The following is a 15604-nucleotide window of genomic DNA, read 5'->3' as shown; positions in this document are numbered from 1 at the left end:
TGCCGTGGTGCATGTTTCGACCGGCGTGGTATCAATGTTGCCATCGGTCTTCAGCTCAAAGAAAAAGGCGCCCATGGGCGCCTTTGCTGCATCAGACCGGTTTAGAGCTTTTCCAGATCCCGCTCGATTTCGCTGATCTTGTTCTGCACCACTTTTTCCAGGTGGCGCAGGTCGCGCAAGATCTTCTGCTTGATGTCCGGGTCGGCCTGCACGTGCACGCCCTGGGTCAGGTTGTCGAGCTCATCCACCACGTACTTGAGATTGGCGTTGATCTCGGTGACATCCTTGTACTCGTGGGTGCCCGAATCGACCAGCATGGTCTTGCGCTGGCGCGGATATTTGAACTTGACGCTCTTGGCGAAGAACTCGCCCTTCTGTTTCTTGAAGTAGATCTTGAGGATGTCGTGATTGGCTTCCTGGCGCAGGGTATAACTGTCCACTGAGGTGGGTTCCTGGATCCCCAGGCTCTTCAGATTCTCGTACATCGGGCTTCCTCGGTTTGAAACGATCCTGACCAATCTATCTTAACCGAGTCGGTGTGGCTTGCCTGTGACAGGGGCGCCAAAATCAAAAGGGCGCCATCAGGCGCCCTTTTAAATCACCGCAAACCGCTTACTCGTCGATGGAGCGCAGCAGGGCGTTGATGCCGACCTTGGCACGGGTCTTGGCATCCACCTTCTTGACGATGACGGCGGCGTACAGGCTGTACTTGCCGCACTTGGAGGGCAGGGAGCCGGAGACGACCACCGAGCCGGCAGGGACTCGGCCGTAGTGGATCTCGCCGGTCTCACGGTCATAGATGCGGGTGGACTGGCCGATGAAGACGCCCATGGAGATGACGGAGCCCTCTTCCACGATCACCCCTTCCACCACTTCGGAACGGGCACCGATGAAGCAGTTGTCTTCGATGATGGTCGGGTTGGCCTGCAGCGGCTCCAGTACGCCGCCGATGCCGACGCCGCCGGAGAGGTGCACGTTCTTGCCGATCTGGGCGCAGGAGCCCACGGTGGCCCAGGTGTCGACCATGGTGCCTTCATCGACGAAGGCGCCGATGTTGACGTAGGAGGGCATCAGCACGGTATTGGGCGCGATGAAGGAGCCTTTGCGGGCGGTGGCCGGCGGTACCACGCGCACACCGGCAGCCTTGAACTGCTCGGCGCAGTAGTCGGAGAACTTGAGGGGAACCTTGTCGTAGTACTGGGCGTCGTCACCCTTGATGATGCCGTTGTCATTGATGCGGAAGTAGAGCAGTACCGCCTTCTTCAACCACTGGTGTACCACCCACTCGCCGGCAATCTTCTCGGCAACGCGAGCCTTGCCGGAGTCCAGCAGGTCGATGGCTTGCAGGATGGCGGCCTTGGTGGCGGCATCGACGGAGCCGGGAGTGATGGAATCACGGCGCTCGAAGGCCGCTTCGATGATCTGTTGCAACTCGGTCATGACAGGTTTCCTTTAAAAAATTCTGTTTGTTGTATCACACTTTTCCAATTGTTTTTAAGGGCTCGGGCCGATTTCTTCACGGGAACGCCGATTTATTGTGCTGGCGTGGTCCAACCATTTGTTCTGCTTGATAAATCAGGGGCAGACTCGGTGTCTTGTGAGGCCTTCACAGGCCCGGCCTGCCCTCATCATCGGCCGACTCTTGCGGGTTGAGCTGGTTGACCAGCCGCTCCTCCAGCGCCTGCTGCTCGGCCTGGGTCAACGGCTCGCCGGCCAGGGTGGTGAGGCTGAAAAAGTCCTCCACCCGCTCGCCGATGGTGGTGATCTTGGCGGCATGGAGCGACAGGCCGCACTGCTGGAACACGGCACCGATCCGCGCCAGCAGCCCAGGGGTATCGAGCGCCGTCAGCTCCAGCAGGGTGTGGCGGGTCTCCCCCTTGTGGGGCAGAAAGACCACCCGGGTCGGCACGCTGAACTGGCGGTGACGCCGTGACAGGGGCTTGCTGCGCAGCACCAGTTTGCCCGGCTCCTGCAGCGCCTTCTCCAGCGCCTTCTTGATGGTGGCGGTGCGGTTGGGGCTGATGGGCTCGCCGTTGGGCTCGAGCACCACGAAGGTATCGAGCACGTAGTCGCTGCGCGAATTCATGATCTGGGCGTCGTGGATGTTGAGGTTCTTCTGATCCAGCGCCGAGGCCACGGTGGCGAACAGATTCGGGGTGTCGCGACAATAGATGAACACCTCGCTGCCGCCGCGAGTCGGGTGCTTGCCGATGATCACCAGCGGCGCCGGGTTGTCGCCGTGTTCGATGATCTTGCGGCAGTGCCAAGCGATCTGCTCCGGCGTGTGGCGCAGGAAGTAGTCGGCCTTAAAGTCGCTCCAGAGCTGGTTGATGGCCTCCTCCGGCACGTCGCGCTGGGCCAGGATCTGCTTGGCCTGGCGCTGATTCTCGCGGATCTTGAGGCGCATGTCGGGCGGATTTTCCAGCCCCTGGCGCAGCGCCTTCTGGGTGGCGAAGTAGAGCTCGCGCAGCAGGGTGCCTTTCCAGTCGTTCCAGAGGGTGTCGTTGGTGGCGCAGATATCGGCCACGGTCAGGCAGTAAAGCAGGTCGAGGTGCTGTTCGTCGCGCACCTTCTGGGCAAAGTCGGTGACCACCTCAGGGTCATAGATATCGCGGCGCTGGGCGGTGACCGACATCAGCAGGTGATGGCGCACCAGCCAGGCGACCAGCCGGCTCTCGTAGCGATCCAGACCGTGCAGCTGGCAGAACTCCAGCGCATCGACGGCGCCGAGCTCTGAATGGTCGCCACGCCGCCCCTTGGCGATGTCGTGAAACAGGGCGGCGATGCTGAGCAGCTCCGGTTTGCGCAGCCGGGTGAACACCTCGTGGCAGAGCGGGTGGGTCTGGCGGCTGGCCGGGTTGGGAAACTGGTGGATGTTCTTGAGCAGCCGGTGGGTGTGTTCATCCACCGTGTAGGCGTGGAACATGTCGAACTGCATCTGGCCGACGATGAGGTTCCACTGCGGCAGGTAGGCCGCCAGGATGCCGTACTTGTGCATCAGGGTGAGCGGCTGACCGATGCCGTTGGGGTGGCGCAATAGCGCCATGAACAGGCGGCGGCATTCCGGCAAGTCCTGCAGCCAGCAGTTGAGCTTGCGGCGCGCCTCGCGCAGCTGGCGCAGGGTGGCGGAGTGGATACCGGCAATCTCCGGGTGCTGGGCTATCTGGTAGAAGAGGCGCAGGATGGCGGCGGGCTCACGGCCGAACAGCTCGGAATCCACCGCATCGATGAGGCGCCCGCGCAGCTGGAACTCGTCGGAGAGGCGGCGCACGTCCATGGCGGTGTTGCCGAGGATCGCCTCGTCAAACAGCTGCAGCAGCATCTCGTTGAGCTCGGAGACCCGCCGCACCGTCTGGTAGAAGCGCTTCATCATCTGCTCGACCGGGGCGTTGCCTTCCCCCTCGAAGCCCAGCATCTGGGCGACGGTGCGCTGGCGATCGAACAGCAGCCGGTTGTCGCCCTTGTTGATGGCCATGTGCAGGGCGAAGCGCACCTTCCACAGAAAGTTCTGGCAGTCGAGCAGCTCGCGATACTCGGCCCGGTTGAGAAAGCCGTGGCTGGTCATCTCGAACAGGGTGGTGGCGCCGAAGTGGCGGCGAGCCACCCAGGCCAGGGTCTGGATGTCGCGCAGGCCGCCCGGATTGCTCTTGAGATCCGGTTCCAGCTTGTAGGCGGTGCCGAGGAACTGCTGGTGGCGCTGGGCCTGCTCTTCGCGTTTGGCCTTGAAGAACTGCTCGCTCGGCCAGAAGTGCTGGGGGCCGGTGGCCTCTTTGAGCTGCTGGAAGCCCGCCTCGCGGCCGGTGATGTAGCGCGCCTCGATGAGGTTGGTGGCGACCGTGATGTCGCCGCGTCCCTGCTCGAGGCACTCGGCCACGTTGCGCACTGCCTGGCCCACCTCCAGCTTGAGATCCCACAGCAGGGTAATGAATTCGCCGATGCGCAGCCCCAGCACCTCGTCCAGCTCGTCCCCTTCGTAGAGGATCAGCAGGTCGATGTCGGAGTGGGGGTGCAGTTCGCCGCGGCCATAGCCACCCACCGCGATCAGGGTGAGTTCCGTCTTGTCGAAGCCGAACTTTTGCCACAACCGGGTCAGCAGCTCGTCCATGTATTCGGAGCGGGTGGCCACCAGTTCGATGATGTTGTCACCGGCATCGAAGCGGGCGTGCAGCCAGCCGAGAAAACGGCTCAGGTACTCCTTGCAGTTCTCGCGGGTGAGCTGAGCGTCGGGTAACAGGTGGGGGGAAAGCAGGCTGGCATCCATGGCGTCTCACACTCTACTGTCGCACGCCTGTGCGCGGTTCTCGCACGGGGTCGCGGCTGATAAAAACAAAACCCCGGCGGGAGGCCGGGGTTTGATGTTAACCGTGTTTGATGAGACGGTCGATAGTGTCATCCGGGCGCAGCGTCAGCACCTCGCAGCCATCCTCGGTCACCAGCAGGGTGTGTTCCCACTGGGCGGAGTCGCCGCCATCCTTGGTGGTCACGGTCCAGCCATCCTTCGGATTGACCTTGCAGTGGTACTTCTTGCTGTTGACCATGGGCTCGATGGTGAAGCACATGCCCGGTTTGAGCTCCTGCTTGCCGCCGTTGCGATAGTGCAGGATCTGCGGCTCTTCATGGAACTCGGCCCCGATGCCATGGCCACAGTAGTCGCGCACCACGGAGAAACCGGCCTTCTCGACGATGGGCTGGATCACGGCGCCGATCTCGGTGATGCACATGCCCGGACGCACCTGCTTGATGGCGGCGTAGAGGCTCTCTTGCGCAATCTTGCAGAGCTGACGGCGCAGCGGGGTGGTCTCACCCACAATGAACATGGCCGAGGTATCGCCGTGGTAGCCATCCTTGATGACGGTGATGTCCAGGTTGATGATGTCCCCTTCCCGCAGTTTCTTATGGTTCGGGATGCCGTGGCAGATCACATCGTTCACCGAGGTGCAGATGGACTTGGGGAAGCCGTGGTAGTTGAGCGGCGCAGGGATGGCCTGCTGCACGTCGACGATGTAGTCGTGGCAGAGGGTGTTCAGTTCGTCGGTGGTGACGCCCGCCTTGACGTGGGGGGCGATCATGACCAGCACATCGGCGGCCAGTTGGCCGGCAACGCGCATCTTTTCAATCTCTTCCGGTGTCTTGATTTTAATGGACATGGGATCTCTCTTGGGACCTGATCGCGCATCTATCGATGTCCGGCAATCAGGTAATGAAAAATAGATGCGTTTGCAATCAGGCCAAAATTTTATCCCCAACCCCCGTTTACTTCCAGTGTGATTGTCATCACAGCGTCAAATCGGCACTGCAGCATGCTGCCCAGGGATCCATTTTTAGCGGTTCGGCTGGTGGTGTCCTGACCAAAGTTATGGTATAAAGCGCGCCGGAATGGGGAACTTGTGTCCTCATGCCATCACCCTTACTTAAACAACACACACACATCGACACATATGCCGGGGTGCCTTAACGGGTCGGTTATATGGGATGTGTGGAGGCCTAACCCCAATAGAGGTATAAAATGGCTAAAGTTTCTATGCGCGACATGCTGCAAGCCGGCGTTCACTTCGGTCACCAGACTCGTTACTGGAACCCGAAAATGAAATCCTACATCTTCGGTGCCCGCAGCAAGGTTCACATCATCAACTTGGAAAAAACCGTTCCGATGTTTGACGATGCCATGAACTTCATCAGCTCCGTAGCTGCCAAGAAGGGCAAGGTACTGTTCGTAGGTACCAAGCGTGCCGCGTCTGAAGCCGTAAAAGAAGCCGCTGAGCGTTGCGACCAGTTCTATGTTAACCACCGCTGGCTGGGCGGCATGCTGACCAACTGGAAAACCGTTCGTCAGTCCATCAAGCGCCTGAAAGATCTGGAAACCCAGAGCCAAGACGGTACCTTCGACAAGCTGACCAAGAAAGAGGCGCTGATGCGTACTCGCGAAATGGAAAAGCTGGAGAAGAGCCTGGGTGGTATCAAGAACATGGGCGGCCTGCCTGACGTTCTGTTCGTTGTCGATGCCGACCACGAGCACATCGCTATCAAAGAAGCCAACAACCTGGGTATCCCGGTAGTTTCCATCGTTGATACCAACTCCAACCCGGACGGCGTTGACTATGTCATCCCGGGTAACGACGACGCTATCCGTGCCGTTCAGCTGTACCTGAATGCTGCTGCTGACACCGTACTGGAAGCTCGCGCTCAGGACATCGTTGTTCAAGCCGAACAAGATGGCTTCGTTGAAGCTGAGTAATTGATAAGGACTGCAAAGCCCTTATTAACCAAGCTGATGTAATTGGTTAGCAGGGGCCCTTGTGGCCCCTGTTTCTTGTCAATTCAAGACCGAGGATACTGGACATGGCAAACATTTCTGCCGCCCTGGTAAAAGAACTGCGCGAGCGCACCGCCGCTGGCATGATGGATTGCAAAAAAGCACTGGAAGAAGCCAACGGTGATATCGAACTGGCTATCGAAAACATGCGCAAATCCGGTCAGGCCAAAGCCGCCAAGAAAGCTGGCCGTATCGCCGCTGAAGGTGTGATCTTCGCCCGTACCGAAGGCAACGTTGCCGTCATGATCGAGCTGAACTGCGAGACTGACTTCGTTTCCAAGGATGCCGGCTTCCTGGCCATGGGTCAGAAAATCGTTGAAATCGCCGCTACCCAGAAGATCGCTGACGTTGACGCGCTGAAAGCTGCTGACTTCGGCAACGGCGAGTCCGTTGAGCTGACCATCACCAACCTGATCGCCAAGATCGGTGAGAACATGAACCTGCGTCGCGTGATGCTGGTTGAAGGTGACAACCTGGGCACCTACGTTCACGGCTCCCGCATCGGTGTTATCACCAAGCTGGCCGGTGGTTCCGACGAGCTGGCCAAAGATCTGGCCATGCACGTTGCTGCCAACAGCCCGCAATTCGTCAAGCCGGAAGATGTATCTGCTGAAGTCGTTGCCAAAGAGCGCGAAATCCAGATCGACATCGCCATCAACTCTGGCAAGCCGAAAGAGATCGCCGAGAAAATGGTTGAAGGCCGCATGAAGAAGTTCACCGGTGAGGTTTCCCTGACTGGTCAACCGTTCGTGAAAGATCCTTCCATGACCGTTGCCGAGCTGCTGAAGAAAGAAGGCGCTGACGTTGTTTCCTTCACCCGTTTCGAAGTGGGCGAAGGCATCGAGAAGCAAGAGACCGATTTCGCTGCGGAAGTTGCAGCCCAAATCGCGGCCGCTCAAAAGGCCTAATCGAACCGGTTTTTCCGTTTCCCCAGACCGCGACTTATGTCGCGGTCTTTATATGACCAGGAATCAGTGACATGAGTACCAATCCCAAGCCTGCATACAGACGTGTTCTTCTGAAGTTGAGTGGTGAAGCCCTGCAAGGATCCGAGGGTTTTGGCATTGATCCGGCGGTGCTGGATCGGATGGCCCAAGAGATCAAAGAACTGGTTGAGCTGGGTGTTCAGGTCGGTCTGGTCATCGGTGGCGGCAACCTGTTCCGTGGTGCCGGTCTTGCCAAGGCGGGCATGAACCGCGTGGTGGGCGACCACATGGGTATGCTGGCTACCGTGATGAACGGTCTGGCCATGCGTGATGCCCTGCATCGTGCTTATGTGAATGCCCGTCTGATGTCTGCCATCTCCCTGCAAGGCATCTGTGACTCCTATGTCTGGGCCGAAGCCATCAGCCAGCTGCGCGCCGGCAAGGTGGTGATCTTCTCCGCCGGTACCGGCAACCCCTTCTTCACTACCGATTCTGCGGCCTGTCTGCGCGGGATCGAGATCGAAGCTGACGTCGTGCTCAAGGCCACCAAGGTCGATGGCGTGTTCACCGACGATCCGGTCAAGAACCCGGATGCCGTGCTGTGCCATGAACTGAGTTATGATGAAGTTCTTGAAAAAGAACTCAAAGTAATGGATCTTGCTGCTTTTACTCTGGCCCGCGACCACGATCTGCCGATCCGGGTGTTCAACATGAACAAGCCGGGTGCGCTGCGTCGGGTGATCATGGGCGAGCCGGAAGGTACCCTGATCCATCACGTCAGCAAGTGAGACAAGCGTGAGCTTCGGCTCGTTTGTCCATGACGCCAGCCAATAAGATAGATACGGGCCGGTTGACGGCTCGTTCGCCAAAAGGAAAACCACTGTGATCAACGAGATTAAAAACGACGCCAAGGACCGCATGGCCAAGAGCGTAGAGTCGCTCAAGACCCAGATGTCCAAGATCCGTACCGGCCGCGCTCACCCGAGCCTGCTCGACGGTATCCAGGTGGAGTATTACGGTGCGGCCACTCCTCTGAAACAGTTGGCCAACGTGGTGGCTGAAGATGCCCGCACCCTCTCCATCTCCATCTTTGACCGCTCCATGATCCAGGCGGTGGAAAAGGCCATCCTGACCTCCGATCTGGGCCTCAACCCGTCCAGCAATGGCCTGACCCTGCGCGTGCCGCTGCCGCCGCTGACCGAAGAGCGTCGCCGCGACCTGACCAAGATCGTGCGTGCCGAAGCGGAAGGTGCCCGGGTTGCCGTGCGCAACATCCGTCGCGATGCCAACGCCGACCTCAAAGCGCTGCTCAAAGACAAAGAGATCTCCGAAGACGACGACCGTCGTGCTCAGGAAGAGATCCAGAAGCTGACCGATTCCTTCATCAAGCTGGTAGACGAAGCGCTGGCCCTGAAGGAAAAGGAGCTAATGGAAATCTAAGCCTCTGACAGGTATATTACGAGCGCCGTGTAGTGCCCCTGCACGGCGCTTTTGTCTTTGTGGGAGAAATGAATGTCGCTTTTGGCAGCCGTAGGTGATTGCGCCAATTCGTCCTTGCCTCGTCACGTCGCCATCATCATGGACGGTAACGGACGCTGGGCCCAGAACCGTGGCAAGATGCGGGTCTATGGCCACAAGGCAGGTGTGAAGTCTGTTCGTGAAGCAGTAACCTTTGCTGCGCGAGCCAAAATAGAAGCGCTGACCCTGTTTGCGTTTTCCAGCGAGAACTGGCGTCGCCCGGAAGGGGAGGTCAGTGCCCTGATGGAGCTGTTCATGACGGTGCTGGGTCGTGAGGTCAAGAAACTGCACAGCAACGGTATCCGGCTCAAGGTGATCGGCGATACCGCCCGTTTCAGCGAGCGTCTGCAGGCCAAGATTGCCAAGGCAGAGGCGCTGACCGCCAACAATCAGGGGCTGACCCTCAATATCGCCGCCAATTATGGTGGCCAGTGGGACATCGCCCAGGCGGCCCGCAAGCTGGCCCGTGCCGTGGCGAGCGGGGAACTGGCTGCCGACCAGATAGATGAAGCCATGCTTGGCCGCGAGGTATGCATGGCCGACCTGCCGCCGGTGGATCTGCTGATCCGCACCGGGGGCGATCATCGCATCAGCAATTTTGTGTTATGGCAGCTCGCCTATGCCGAGCTCTATTTTACTCCGGTGCTGTGGCCTGATTTCAACGAGGCCGAGTTCAGCGAGGCCGTTGCCTCCTTTGTGGCCCGTGAGCGTCGTTTCGGCTGCACGGGTGAACAGATCCGGGAATTGATCGCCGAGCAACAGACCGGCTAACCCCCCTCCCAAGAGAGAGGCTTCTTTTGCTAAAACAACGAATTATTACCGCATTGCTACTGGTTCCCCTGGTGTTGGGGGCGCTGTTTTTTCTGCCGTTGAAATTCTTTGCCCTGTTGGCATCCCTGGTATTTCTGTTGGCCAGCCGCGAGTGGAGCGGCTTCGTCTCTGCCAAGCCGCAGCAGTGGCTGCCGCTGGTGTACTGCCTGCTGCTCGGGGCCAGCCTGTTCTGGCTGCCGGTGGAGCAGCTGTGGACTCCTCATCTGCATCCGCTGGTGATGGGCGTGCTCTGGACCGCCGTCAGCTGGTGGCTGCTGGGGCTGCTGCTGGTGTTGCGCTATCCCCAGAGCGCCAAGCTGTGGAAGGAGTCCATCTGGCTCAAGTCCCTGTTTGGCCTGGTGACCCTGGTCCCCTTCTTCTGGTCCCTGGTGGCCATCCGTGGTTACAACTTCTATCACGACCCCATGATGGGGGCCTGGATCCTGCTGTTCGTGATGGGACTGGTCTGGGCGGCAGATTCTGGCGCGTATTTTTTCGGCAAGGCGTTCGGCAAGCACAAGCTGGCGCCGGCCGTGAGCCCCGGCAAAACCATCGAAGGCATGTGTGGCGGCCTGTTTACCGCCAGCCTGCTGGCGGTCGGGGTGACCTGGTTCATGGGCTTTGTGCCCGCCAAGATGGCCATCGTGCTGTTCTGCTCCTTGCTGGCGGTGCTGGCATCGGTGCTGGGCGATCTCACCGAGAGCATGTTCAAGCGCGAAGCCGGCATCAAGGATTCAGGCACCCTGTTGCCCGGCCACGGTGGCATCCTCGATCGGATCGACAGCCTGACCGCCGCGCTGCCGGTGTTCCTGCTCAGCTATCTGCTGCTCAGCCAGGAGTTTTGATGCTCAGCCTGATGCGTTTGCCTGCGGCGGGCGCCATCCATTCGTCATACAGCGGGAGTTTTGATGCATAACCTGGTGATTCTGGGAGCCTCCGGCTCCATCGGTCAGAGTACGCTCAAGGTACTGCGGCACAATCCGGGGCGCTGGCAGGTGCTGGCGCTGACCGCGGCCCGCAGCGTGGAGGCCATGCTGCGCGACTGTCTCGAATTCTCTCCCCGCTTCGCCGTCATGGTGGACGAGGCCGCCGCCAGCGAGCTGGCCGCTCAACTCAAGACCCACGGCAGCGCGACTCGCGTCATGGCTGGCCAGGCCGCCCTGTGCGAAGTGGCCGCTCACCCCGATGCCCACAGCGTGATGGCAGCCATCGTCGGCGCCGCCGGGCTTGCGCCCACCATGGCTGCGGTGCGTGCCGGCAAGCGCATCCTGCTGGCCAACAAGGAGGCCCTGGTGATGTCCGGCGCTTTCTTCATGGAGGCGGTGCGCGAGCACGGGGCCGAGCTGCTGCCCATCGACAGCGAACACAACGCCATTTTCCAGTGCCTGCCCGAGGCCATCCAGCGCCAGCCGGGCTTTTGCGACCTGGCGGGAGCGGGCATCAGCAAGATCCTGCTGACCGGCTCCGGCGGCCCGTTCCGTTATACCGACATCGCTGAACTGGCCCGCGTCACCCCGGCTCAGGCCATCGCCCATCCCAACTGGTCCATGGGCGCCAAGATCTCGGTCGACTCCGCCACCATGATCAACAAGGGGCTGGAGTATATCGAGGCGCGCTGGCTGTTCAACGCGGCGCCCGAGCAGATCCAGGTGGTGATCCATCCCCAGTCGGTGATTCACTCCATGGTGCAGTACAAGGACGGCTCCGTGCTGGCCCAGCTCGGCAATCCGGACATGTGCACCCCCATCGCCCACGCGCTGGCCTATCCGGCTCGAATCGAGTCCGGTGTGGAACCTTTGGATTTCTTCAGTGTCGGAGAGTTCAGCTTTATCCGTCCCGACTATGAGCGCTATCCCTGCCTGCAGCTTGCCATGCATGCCTGTCAGCAGGGACAGGCCGCAACCACGGCCCTCAATGCCGCCAACGAGGAGGCCGTGGCGGCTTTCCTTGCAGAGCGGATCGGTTTTATGGATATTGCCAGAGTCAATGAGGCCACCATGCTCGCTCTGGGCGGCACGGCGGCCGGTTCGCTGGACGATTTGATTGCGCTGGATGGGGCGGCCCGTGCCCGTGCTCACAATTTGATTGAGGAGCTTAGCTGATGAGAGCTGTTTCGTGGCATTGTGCTGCCTTCACCCTGAATGTCGGAGACAGGACCATGCATGAAAGCGAGGTGATGGGCTGATGGGCGGTGTGTTGTGGAACATCGGTGCCTTTATCGTCGCCCTCGGGCTGCTGGTTGCGGTACATGAATTCGGCCACTTCTGGGTGGCCCGTCGCTGCGGCGTCAAGGTCGAACGTTTCTCCATCGGTTTCGGCAAGGCTATCTGGCGTCGGCTCGGCAAGGATGGCACCGAGTACGTGCTGGCCCTGATCCCCCTCGGCGGTTACGTCAAGATGCTGGACGGCCGGGTGGACGAGCTCAAACCCGGTGACGAGCAGTACGCTTTCAATCACAAGAGTGTCTGGGCGCGGATGGCCATCGTGGCAGCCGGCCCCATGGCCAACTTCGTGTTTGCCCTGTTCGCCCTCTGGCTGATGTTCATGATCGGCGTACCCGCCGTCAAACCCGTGGTGGGCGAGGTGCGTCCAGCCTCCATCGTGGCGGCGGCCGGGGTGGAACCCGGCATGGAGATCGTCGGCGTCGGCGGCGAGGAGACCGGTGACTGGGAGAGCGTGACCTATGCCCTCATCAGCCACCTTGGCGATGACTCCGTCCAGCTCAAGCTCAAGGCGGCCAACACCAGCTATGCGGTGGACAAGACCCTGCAGCTGGCCGGCTGGAAGTTTGACCCCGACAAGGAGTCTCCCATCGGCAGCCTGGGCATAGTGCCGCTCGGTGGCAAGGTGCTGCCGGTGGTCGATGCGGTGGTGGCCGCGAGCGCCAGCGAGAAGGCCGGCGTTCAGGCGGGTGATCGCATCAAGCGGGTAGGGGAGCAGGAGATCACCGAGTGGGCCCAGTTTGTCCACCAGGTGCAGCAGTCGCCCCAGCAGCCGCTTGAGGTGACCGTGGAGCGGGCGGGCAGCGAGCTGACCCTGACCCTGACGCCGGATGCCAAGAAGGTGCGGGGCCAGCTGGTCGGTTTTGTCGGCCTGTCGCCGCAACTGGTTCCATTACCGGATGAGTATCGGATTCTGTTACAGTATGGGCCTTTGCAAGCCCTGTGGCAGGGTGCCCAGAAGACCTGGAGCCTGACCACCCTGACCTTCGACATGATCGGCAAGCTGATCGGTGGCATCGTCTCGCTGGACAACCTGAGCGGCCCCATCTCCATTGCCAAGGGCGCGGGCAGCAGTGCCGACTACGGTCTGGTCTACTTTCTCGGCTTTCTGGCGCTGATCAGCGTCAACCTGGGGATCATCAACCTGTTCCCCCTGCCGGTGCTGGACGGTGGCCATCTGGTCTACTTCCTCATCGAGGCAGTCACCGGCAAGCCGGTATCAGAAAAAATTCAGGAAGTGGGTTTCCGGATTGGCGCCGCCATTCTGATGTTACTGATGGGTATTGCGCTGTTTAATGATTTCGCTCGCCTCTGAGGCCAGAGCATCAACAAGGACACATAAGAACAAAATGGCTGTTAAAAAAGCATTGGTGTTGAGTTGCCTGCTGGGTGCCAGTTTCCTGGCCCAGGCGGCCCCTGCCTCTTTTGTGGTGCAAGATATTCAGGTTGAAGGTCTGCAGCGGGTGACCCTGGGTGCCGCCCTGCTGAACCTGCCGATCCGGGTGGGCGATTCCGTCGATTCCGTGACGCTGGCCAACGCCATCAAGAAGCTCTATGCCTCCGGCAACTTCGAGGACGTCAAGGTCTACCGCGACGGCCAGGTGCTGCAAGTGGCGGTCAAAGAGCGGCCGACCATCTCCAGCATCGAGTTCTCCGGCAACAAGGATATCAAGGAAGAGCAGCTGACCCAGAGCCTGGAGTCCTCCGGCATCCGGGTGGGTGATCCGCTGGATCGCACCGTGCTGAGCTCCCTCGAGAAGGGGCTGGAAGATTTCTACTACGGCGTGGGCAAGTACTCCGCCAAGGTCAAGGCCATCGTCACCCCGCTGCCGCGCAACCGGGTCGACCTCAAGTTCACCTTTGTGGAAGGGGAAGCGGCCAAGATCCAGCAGATCAACATCGTCGGCAACAACGTGTTCCCGGAAGAGAAACTGCTGGCCCAGCTCTCCCTCAAGGACGACGTGCCCTGGTGGAACTTCACCGGTGACCAGCGCTACCAGAAGCAGAAGCTGGCCGGCGACATCGAAACCCTGCGCTCCTACTACATGGACCGCGGCTACATCCGCTTTACCCAGAAGTCGACCCAGGTCTCCATGACCCCGGACAAGAAAGGGGTCTACGTCACCCTCAACGTCAAGGAAGGGGATCAATACAAGGTGTCCGGCATCCAGCTCAAGGGCGATCTGATTGATCGCGGCGGCGAGATGAAGGGGCTCATCCCCATCGAGACCGGCAGCATCTACTCCGCCAGCCAGGTGACCCACACCGAAGAGGTGCTCTCCAAGTTCCTCGGTCGCTACGGCTACGCCTACCCGAAAGTGGTCACCTTCCCGCAGGTCAACGACCAGACCAAGGAAGTGGAGCTCATCGTCAACATCGAGCCGGGCCCCCGCGTCTATGTGCGCAACATCAACTTCACCGGCAACGTCACCACCAAGGACGAAGTGCTGCGCCGCGAGATGCGTCAGATGGAGGGCACCTGGCTCTCTTCCGACAGCGTCGAGCAGTCCAAGACCCGTCTCAACCGCCTCGGCTTCTTCGAAACCGCCGAAGTGGACACCAAGCGGGTGCCGGGCAGCGATGACCAGGTCGATCTGGACTTCAAGGTCAAGGAGCAGCCGGCCGGTTCCATCAACGCCGGTGTCGGCTACGGTACCGAATCTGGCCTGAGTCTGCAGGCGGGCCTGCAGCAGGACAACTTCATGGGGACCGGCAAGAAGATCGGCATCTCCGCCAGTACCAACAAGTACTCCAAGAGCGTCGACCTCAGCTACAACGATCCCTACTTCACCGTGGACGGGGTTAGCCTGGGCGGTCGTCTCTACTACAACCAGTTCAGTGCGGCTGACGCCAACATCGTGGACTACGAGAACACCACCATCGGCTTCCGCCTCTCCAGTGGTTTCCCGGTCAACGAGAACAACCGTCTCGACTTCAGCCTCGGGGTCGAAAACAACAAACTGTCCCAGCCCAACCCCTATCTGCAGGTGGATGAGTTCTGGAAGGTGTACAGCGAGAACAAGGATGGCGACAACCGCATGGTGTTCAACACCGTCGACGTCACCGCCGGCTGGACCCGTTCCACCCTCAACAAGGGCCAGTTCCCGACCGCCGGCGACCGTCAGCGGGTCAACGCCAAGGTGACCGTGCCGGGCATGGATCTGCAGTACTTCAAGCTCAACGCCGAAGACGCGCACTACTTCCCGTTCGATGCGGATCACAAGTGGGTGCTGATGGCCAAGGCGCGTGCCTCCTACGGCAACGGCTACGGCAGCAACGGCAGCTATGACCACGTATTGCCGTTCTTCGAGAACTACTTCGCCGGTGGTTTCGACACCCTGCGTGGCTTCAAGAGCAATACTGTGGGTCCGAAGGCGCTCTACTACTACAACCTGAGCGGCAACGACGTCATCCAGGGCACCGATAGCTCGGTGGGCGGCAACGCCCTGGCGGTCGCCTCCCTCGAGATGATAGTGCCGACGCCGTTTGCGTCCGAGACCTATCAGCCGCAACTGCGGACCAGCTTCTTCATCGATGCCGGTTCCGTGTGGGATACCACCTTCGACTATGACCAGTACCGCAACCGTTGCTTCAGCGGCTGCAACTATCTGGCCGACTATTCGGATCCGACCAACTACCGCGCCTCGGCCGGTCTGTCGCTGCAGTGGCTCTCCCCGATGGGCCCGCTGGTGTTCGCGATTGCCCGTCCGCTCAAGCAGTACGAGGGCGACCGGACCGAGTTCTTCTCATTCAACATCGGCCGTACCTTCTAAGGACGGACTCTGCCCCCACCCAGCGGTGGGGGTATTCAATGA

At 60.3% G+C, this 15604-nt stretch carries 13 protein-coding genes; 9 read left to right on the top strand and 4 right to left on the bottom strand.

The window, feature by feature from the left end; translation table 11 throughout:
* Positions 1–101: 101 nt before the first annotated feature.
* The 4 genes from PG899_RS15175 to map all read right to left on the bottom strand — a co-directional run bounded on the left by PG899_RS15175 (position 102) and on the right by map (position 5147).
* Positions 102–485 (bottom strand): DUF3461 family protein, encoded by a 384-nt coding sequence (locus tag PG899_RS15175; protein WP_011705091.1) that lies wholly within the window; start codon positions 483–485, stop codon positions 102–104.
* A 127-nt stretch (positions 486–612) separates the two neighbouring features.
* A complete protein-coding gene (gene dapD / locus PG899_RS15170; protein WP_077096820.1) occupies positions 613–1440 on the bottom strand; it encodes a 2,3,4,5-tetrahydropyridine-2,6-dicarboxylate N-succinyltransferase in 828 nt (275 codons plus the stop codon).
* A gap of 166 nt (positions 1441–1606) precedes the next feature.
* Positions 1607–4261 (bottom strand): bifunctional uridylyltransferase/uridylyl-removing protein GlnD, encoded by a 2655-nt coding sequence (gene glnD / locus PG899_RS15165; RefSeq protein ID WP_024946045.1) that lies wholly within the window; start codon positions 4259–4261, stop codon positions 1607–1609.
* A gap of 97 nt (positions 4262–4358) precedes the next feature.
* Complete coding sequence (map, locus tag PG899_RS15160) at positions 4359–5147, bottom strand: type I methionyl aminopeptidase (protein ID WP_077096818.1); 789 nt, start codon at positions 5145–5147, stop codon at positions 4359–4361.
* Between the two features lie 359 nt (positions 5148–5506).
* Here map and rpsB point away from each other — a divergent pair, with 359 nt between their 5' ends.
* The 9 genes from rpsB (at position 5507) to bamA (ending at position 15562) form a co-directional block, all read left to right on the top strand.
* Positions 5507–6235: a 30S ribosomal protein S2 gene (rpsB, locus tag PG899_RS15155; RefSeq protein WP_005303470.1), complete on the top strand. Its 729-nt coding sequence runs from the start codon at positions 5507–5509 to the stop codon at positions 6233–6235.
* Between the two features lie 104 nt (positions 6236–6339).
* Positions 6340–7221, top strand: a complete 882-nt coding sequence (tsf, locus tag PG899_RS15150; protein WP_016349867.1) for a translation elongation factor Ts — start codon at positions 6340–6342, stop codon at positions 7219–7221.
* A 71-nt stretch (positions 7222–7292) separates the two neighbouring features.
* Entirely contained in the window at positions 7293–8027 is a 735-nt protein-coding gene (pyrH, locus tag PG899_RS15145; RefSeq protein ID WP_011705095.1) for a UMP kinase, read from the top strand.
* A 94-nt stretch (positions 8028–8121) separates the two neighbouring features.
* On the top strand, positions 8122–8679 hold the full coding sequence (frr, locus tag PG899_RS15140; protein ID WP_270697463.1) for a ribosome recycling factor: 558 nt from the start codon (positions 8122–8124) through the stop codon (positions 8677–8679).
* A 72-nt stretch (positions 8680–8751) separates the two neighbouring features.
* A complete protein-coding gene (uppS, locus tag PG899_RS15135) occupies positions 8752–9528 on the top strand; it encodes a polyprenyl diphosphate synthase (RefSeq protein ID WP_011705097.1) in 777 nt (258 codons plus the stop codon).
* Between the two features lie 26 nt (positions 9529–9554).
* The gene (locus PG899_RS15130) at positions 9555–10412 is read left to right on the top strand and encodes a phosphatidate cytidylyltransferase (protein ID WP_005303453.1); all 858 of its coding nucleotides are present in this window, start codon (positions 9555–9557) and stop codon (positions 10410–10412) included.
* Between the two features lie 63 nt (positions 10413–10475).
* Positions 10476–11669 carry a 1-deoxy-D-xylulose-5-phosphate reductoisomerase gene (gene ispC, locus PG899_RS15125; protein WP_077096816.1) on the top strand — a complete coding sequence of 398 codons (1194 nt, stop codon included), beginning with the start codon at positions 10476–10478 and terminating at the stop codon, positions 11667–11669.
* An 82-nt stretch (positions 11670–11751) separates the two neighbouring features.
* A complete protein-coding gene (gene rseP / locus PG899_RS15120; RefSeq protein WP_016349871.1) occupies positions 11752–13104 on the top strand; it encodes a sigma E protease regulator RseP in 1353 nt (450 codons plus the stop codon).
* Between the two features lie 34 nt (positions 13105–13138).
* Positions 13139–15562 (top strand): outer membrane protein assembly factor BamA, encoded by a 2424-nt coding sequence (gene bamA, locus PG899_RS15115; protein ID WP_270697462.1) that lies wholly within the window; start codon positions 13139–13141, stop codon positions 15560–15562.
* Positions 15563–15604 lie beyond the last annotated feature (42 nt).

The sequence above is a fragment of the Aeromonas sp. QDB39 genome, from assembly GCF_027707585.1.
In the GTDB taxonomy this organism is placed as follows: domain Bacteria; phylum Pseudomonadota; class Gammaproteobacteria; order Enterobacterales; family Aeromonadaceae; genus Aeromonas; species Aeromonas hydrophila.
Note: the sequence above shows the minus strand (reverse complement) of the source record. Positions and strands in the feature narration are given on the sequence as shown.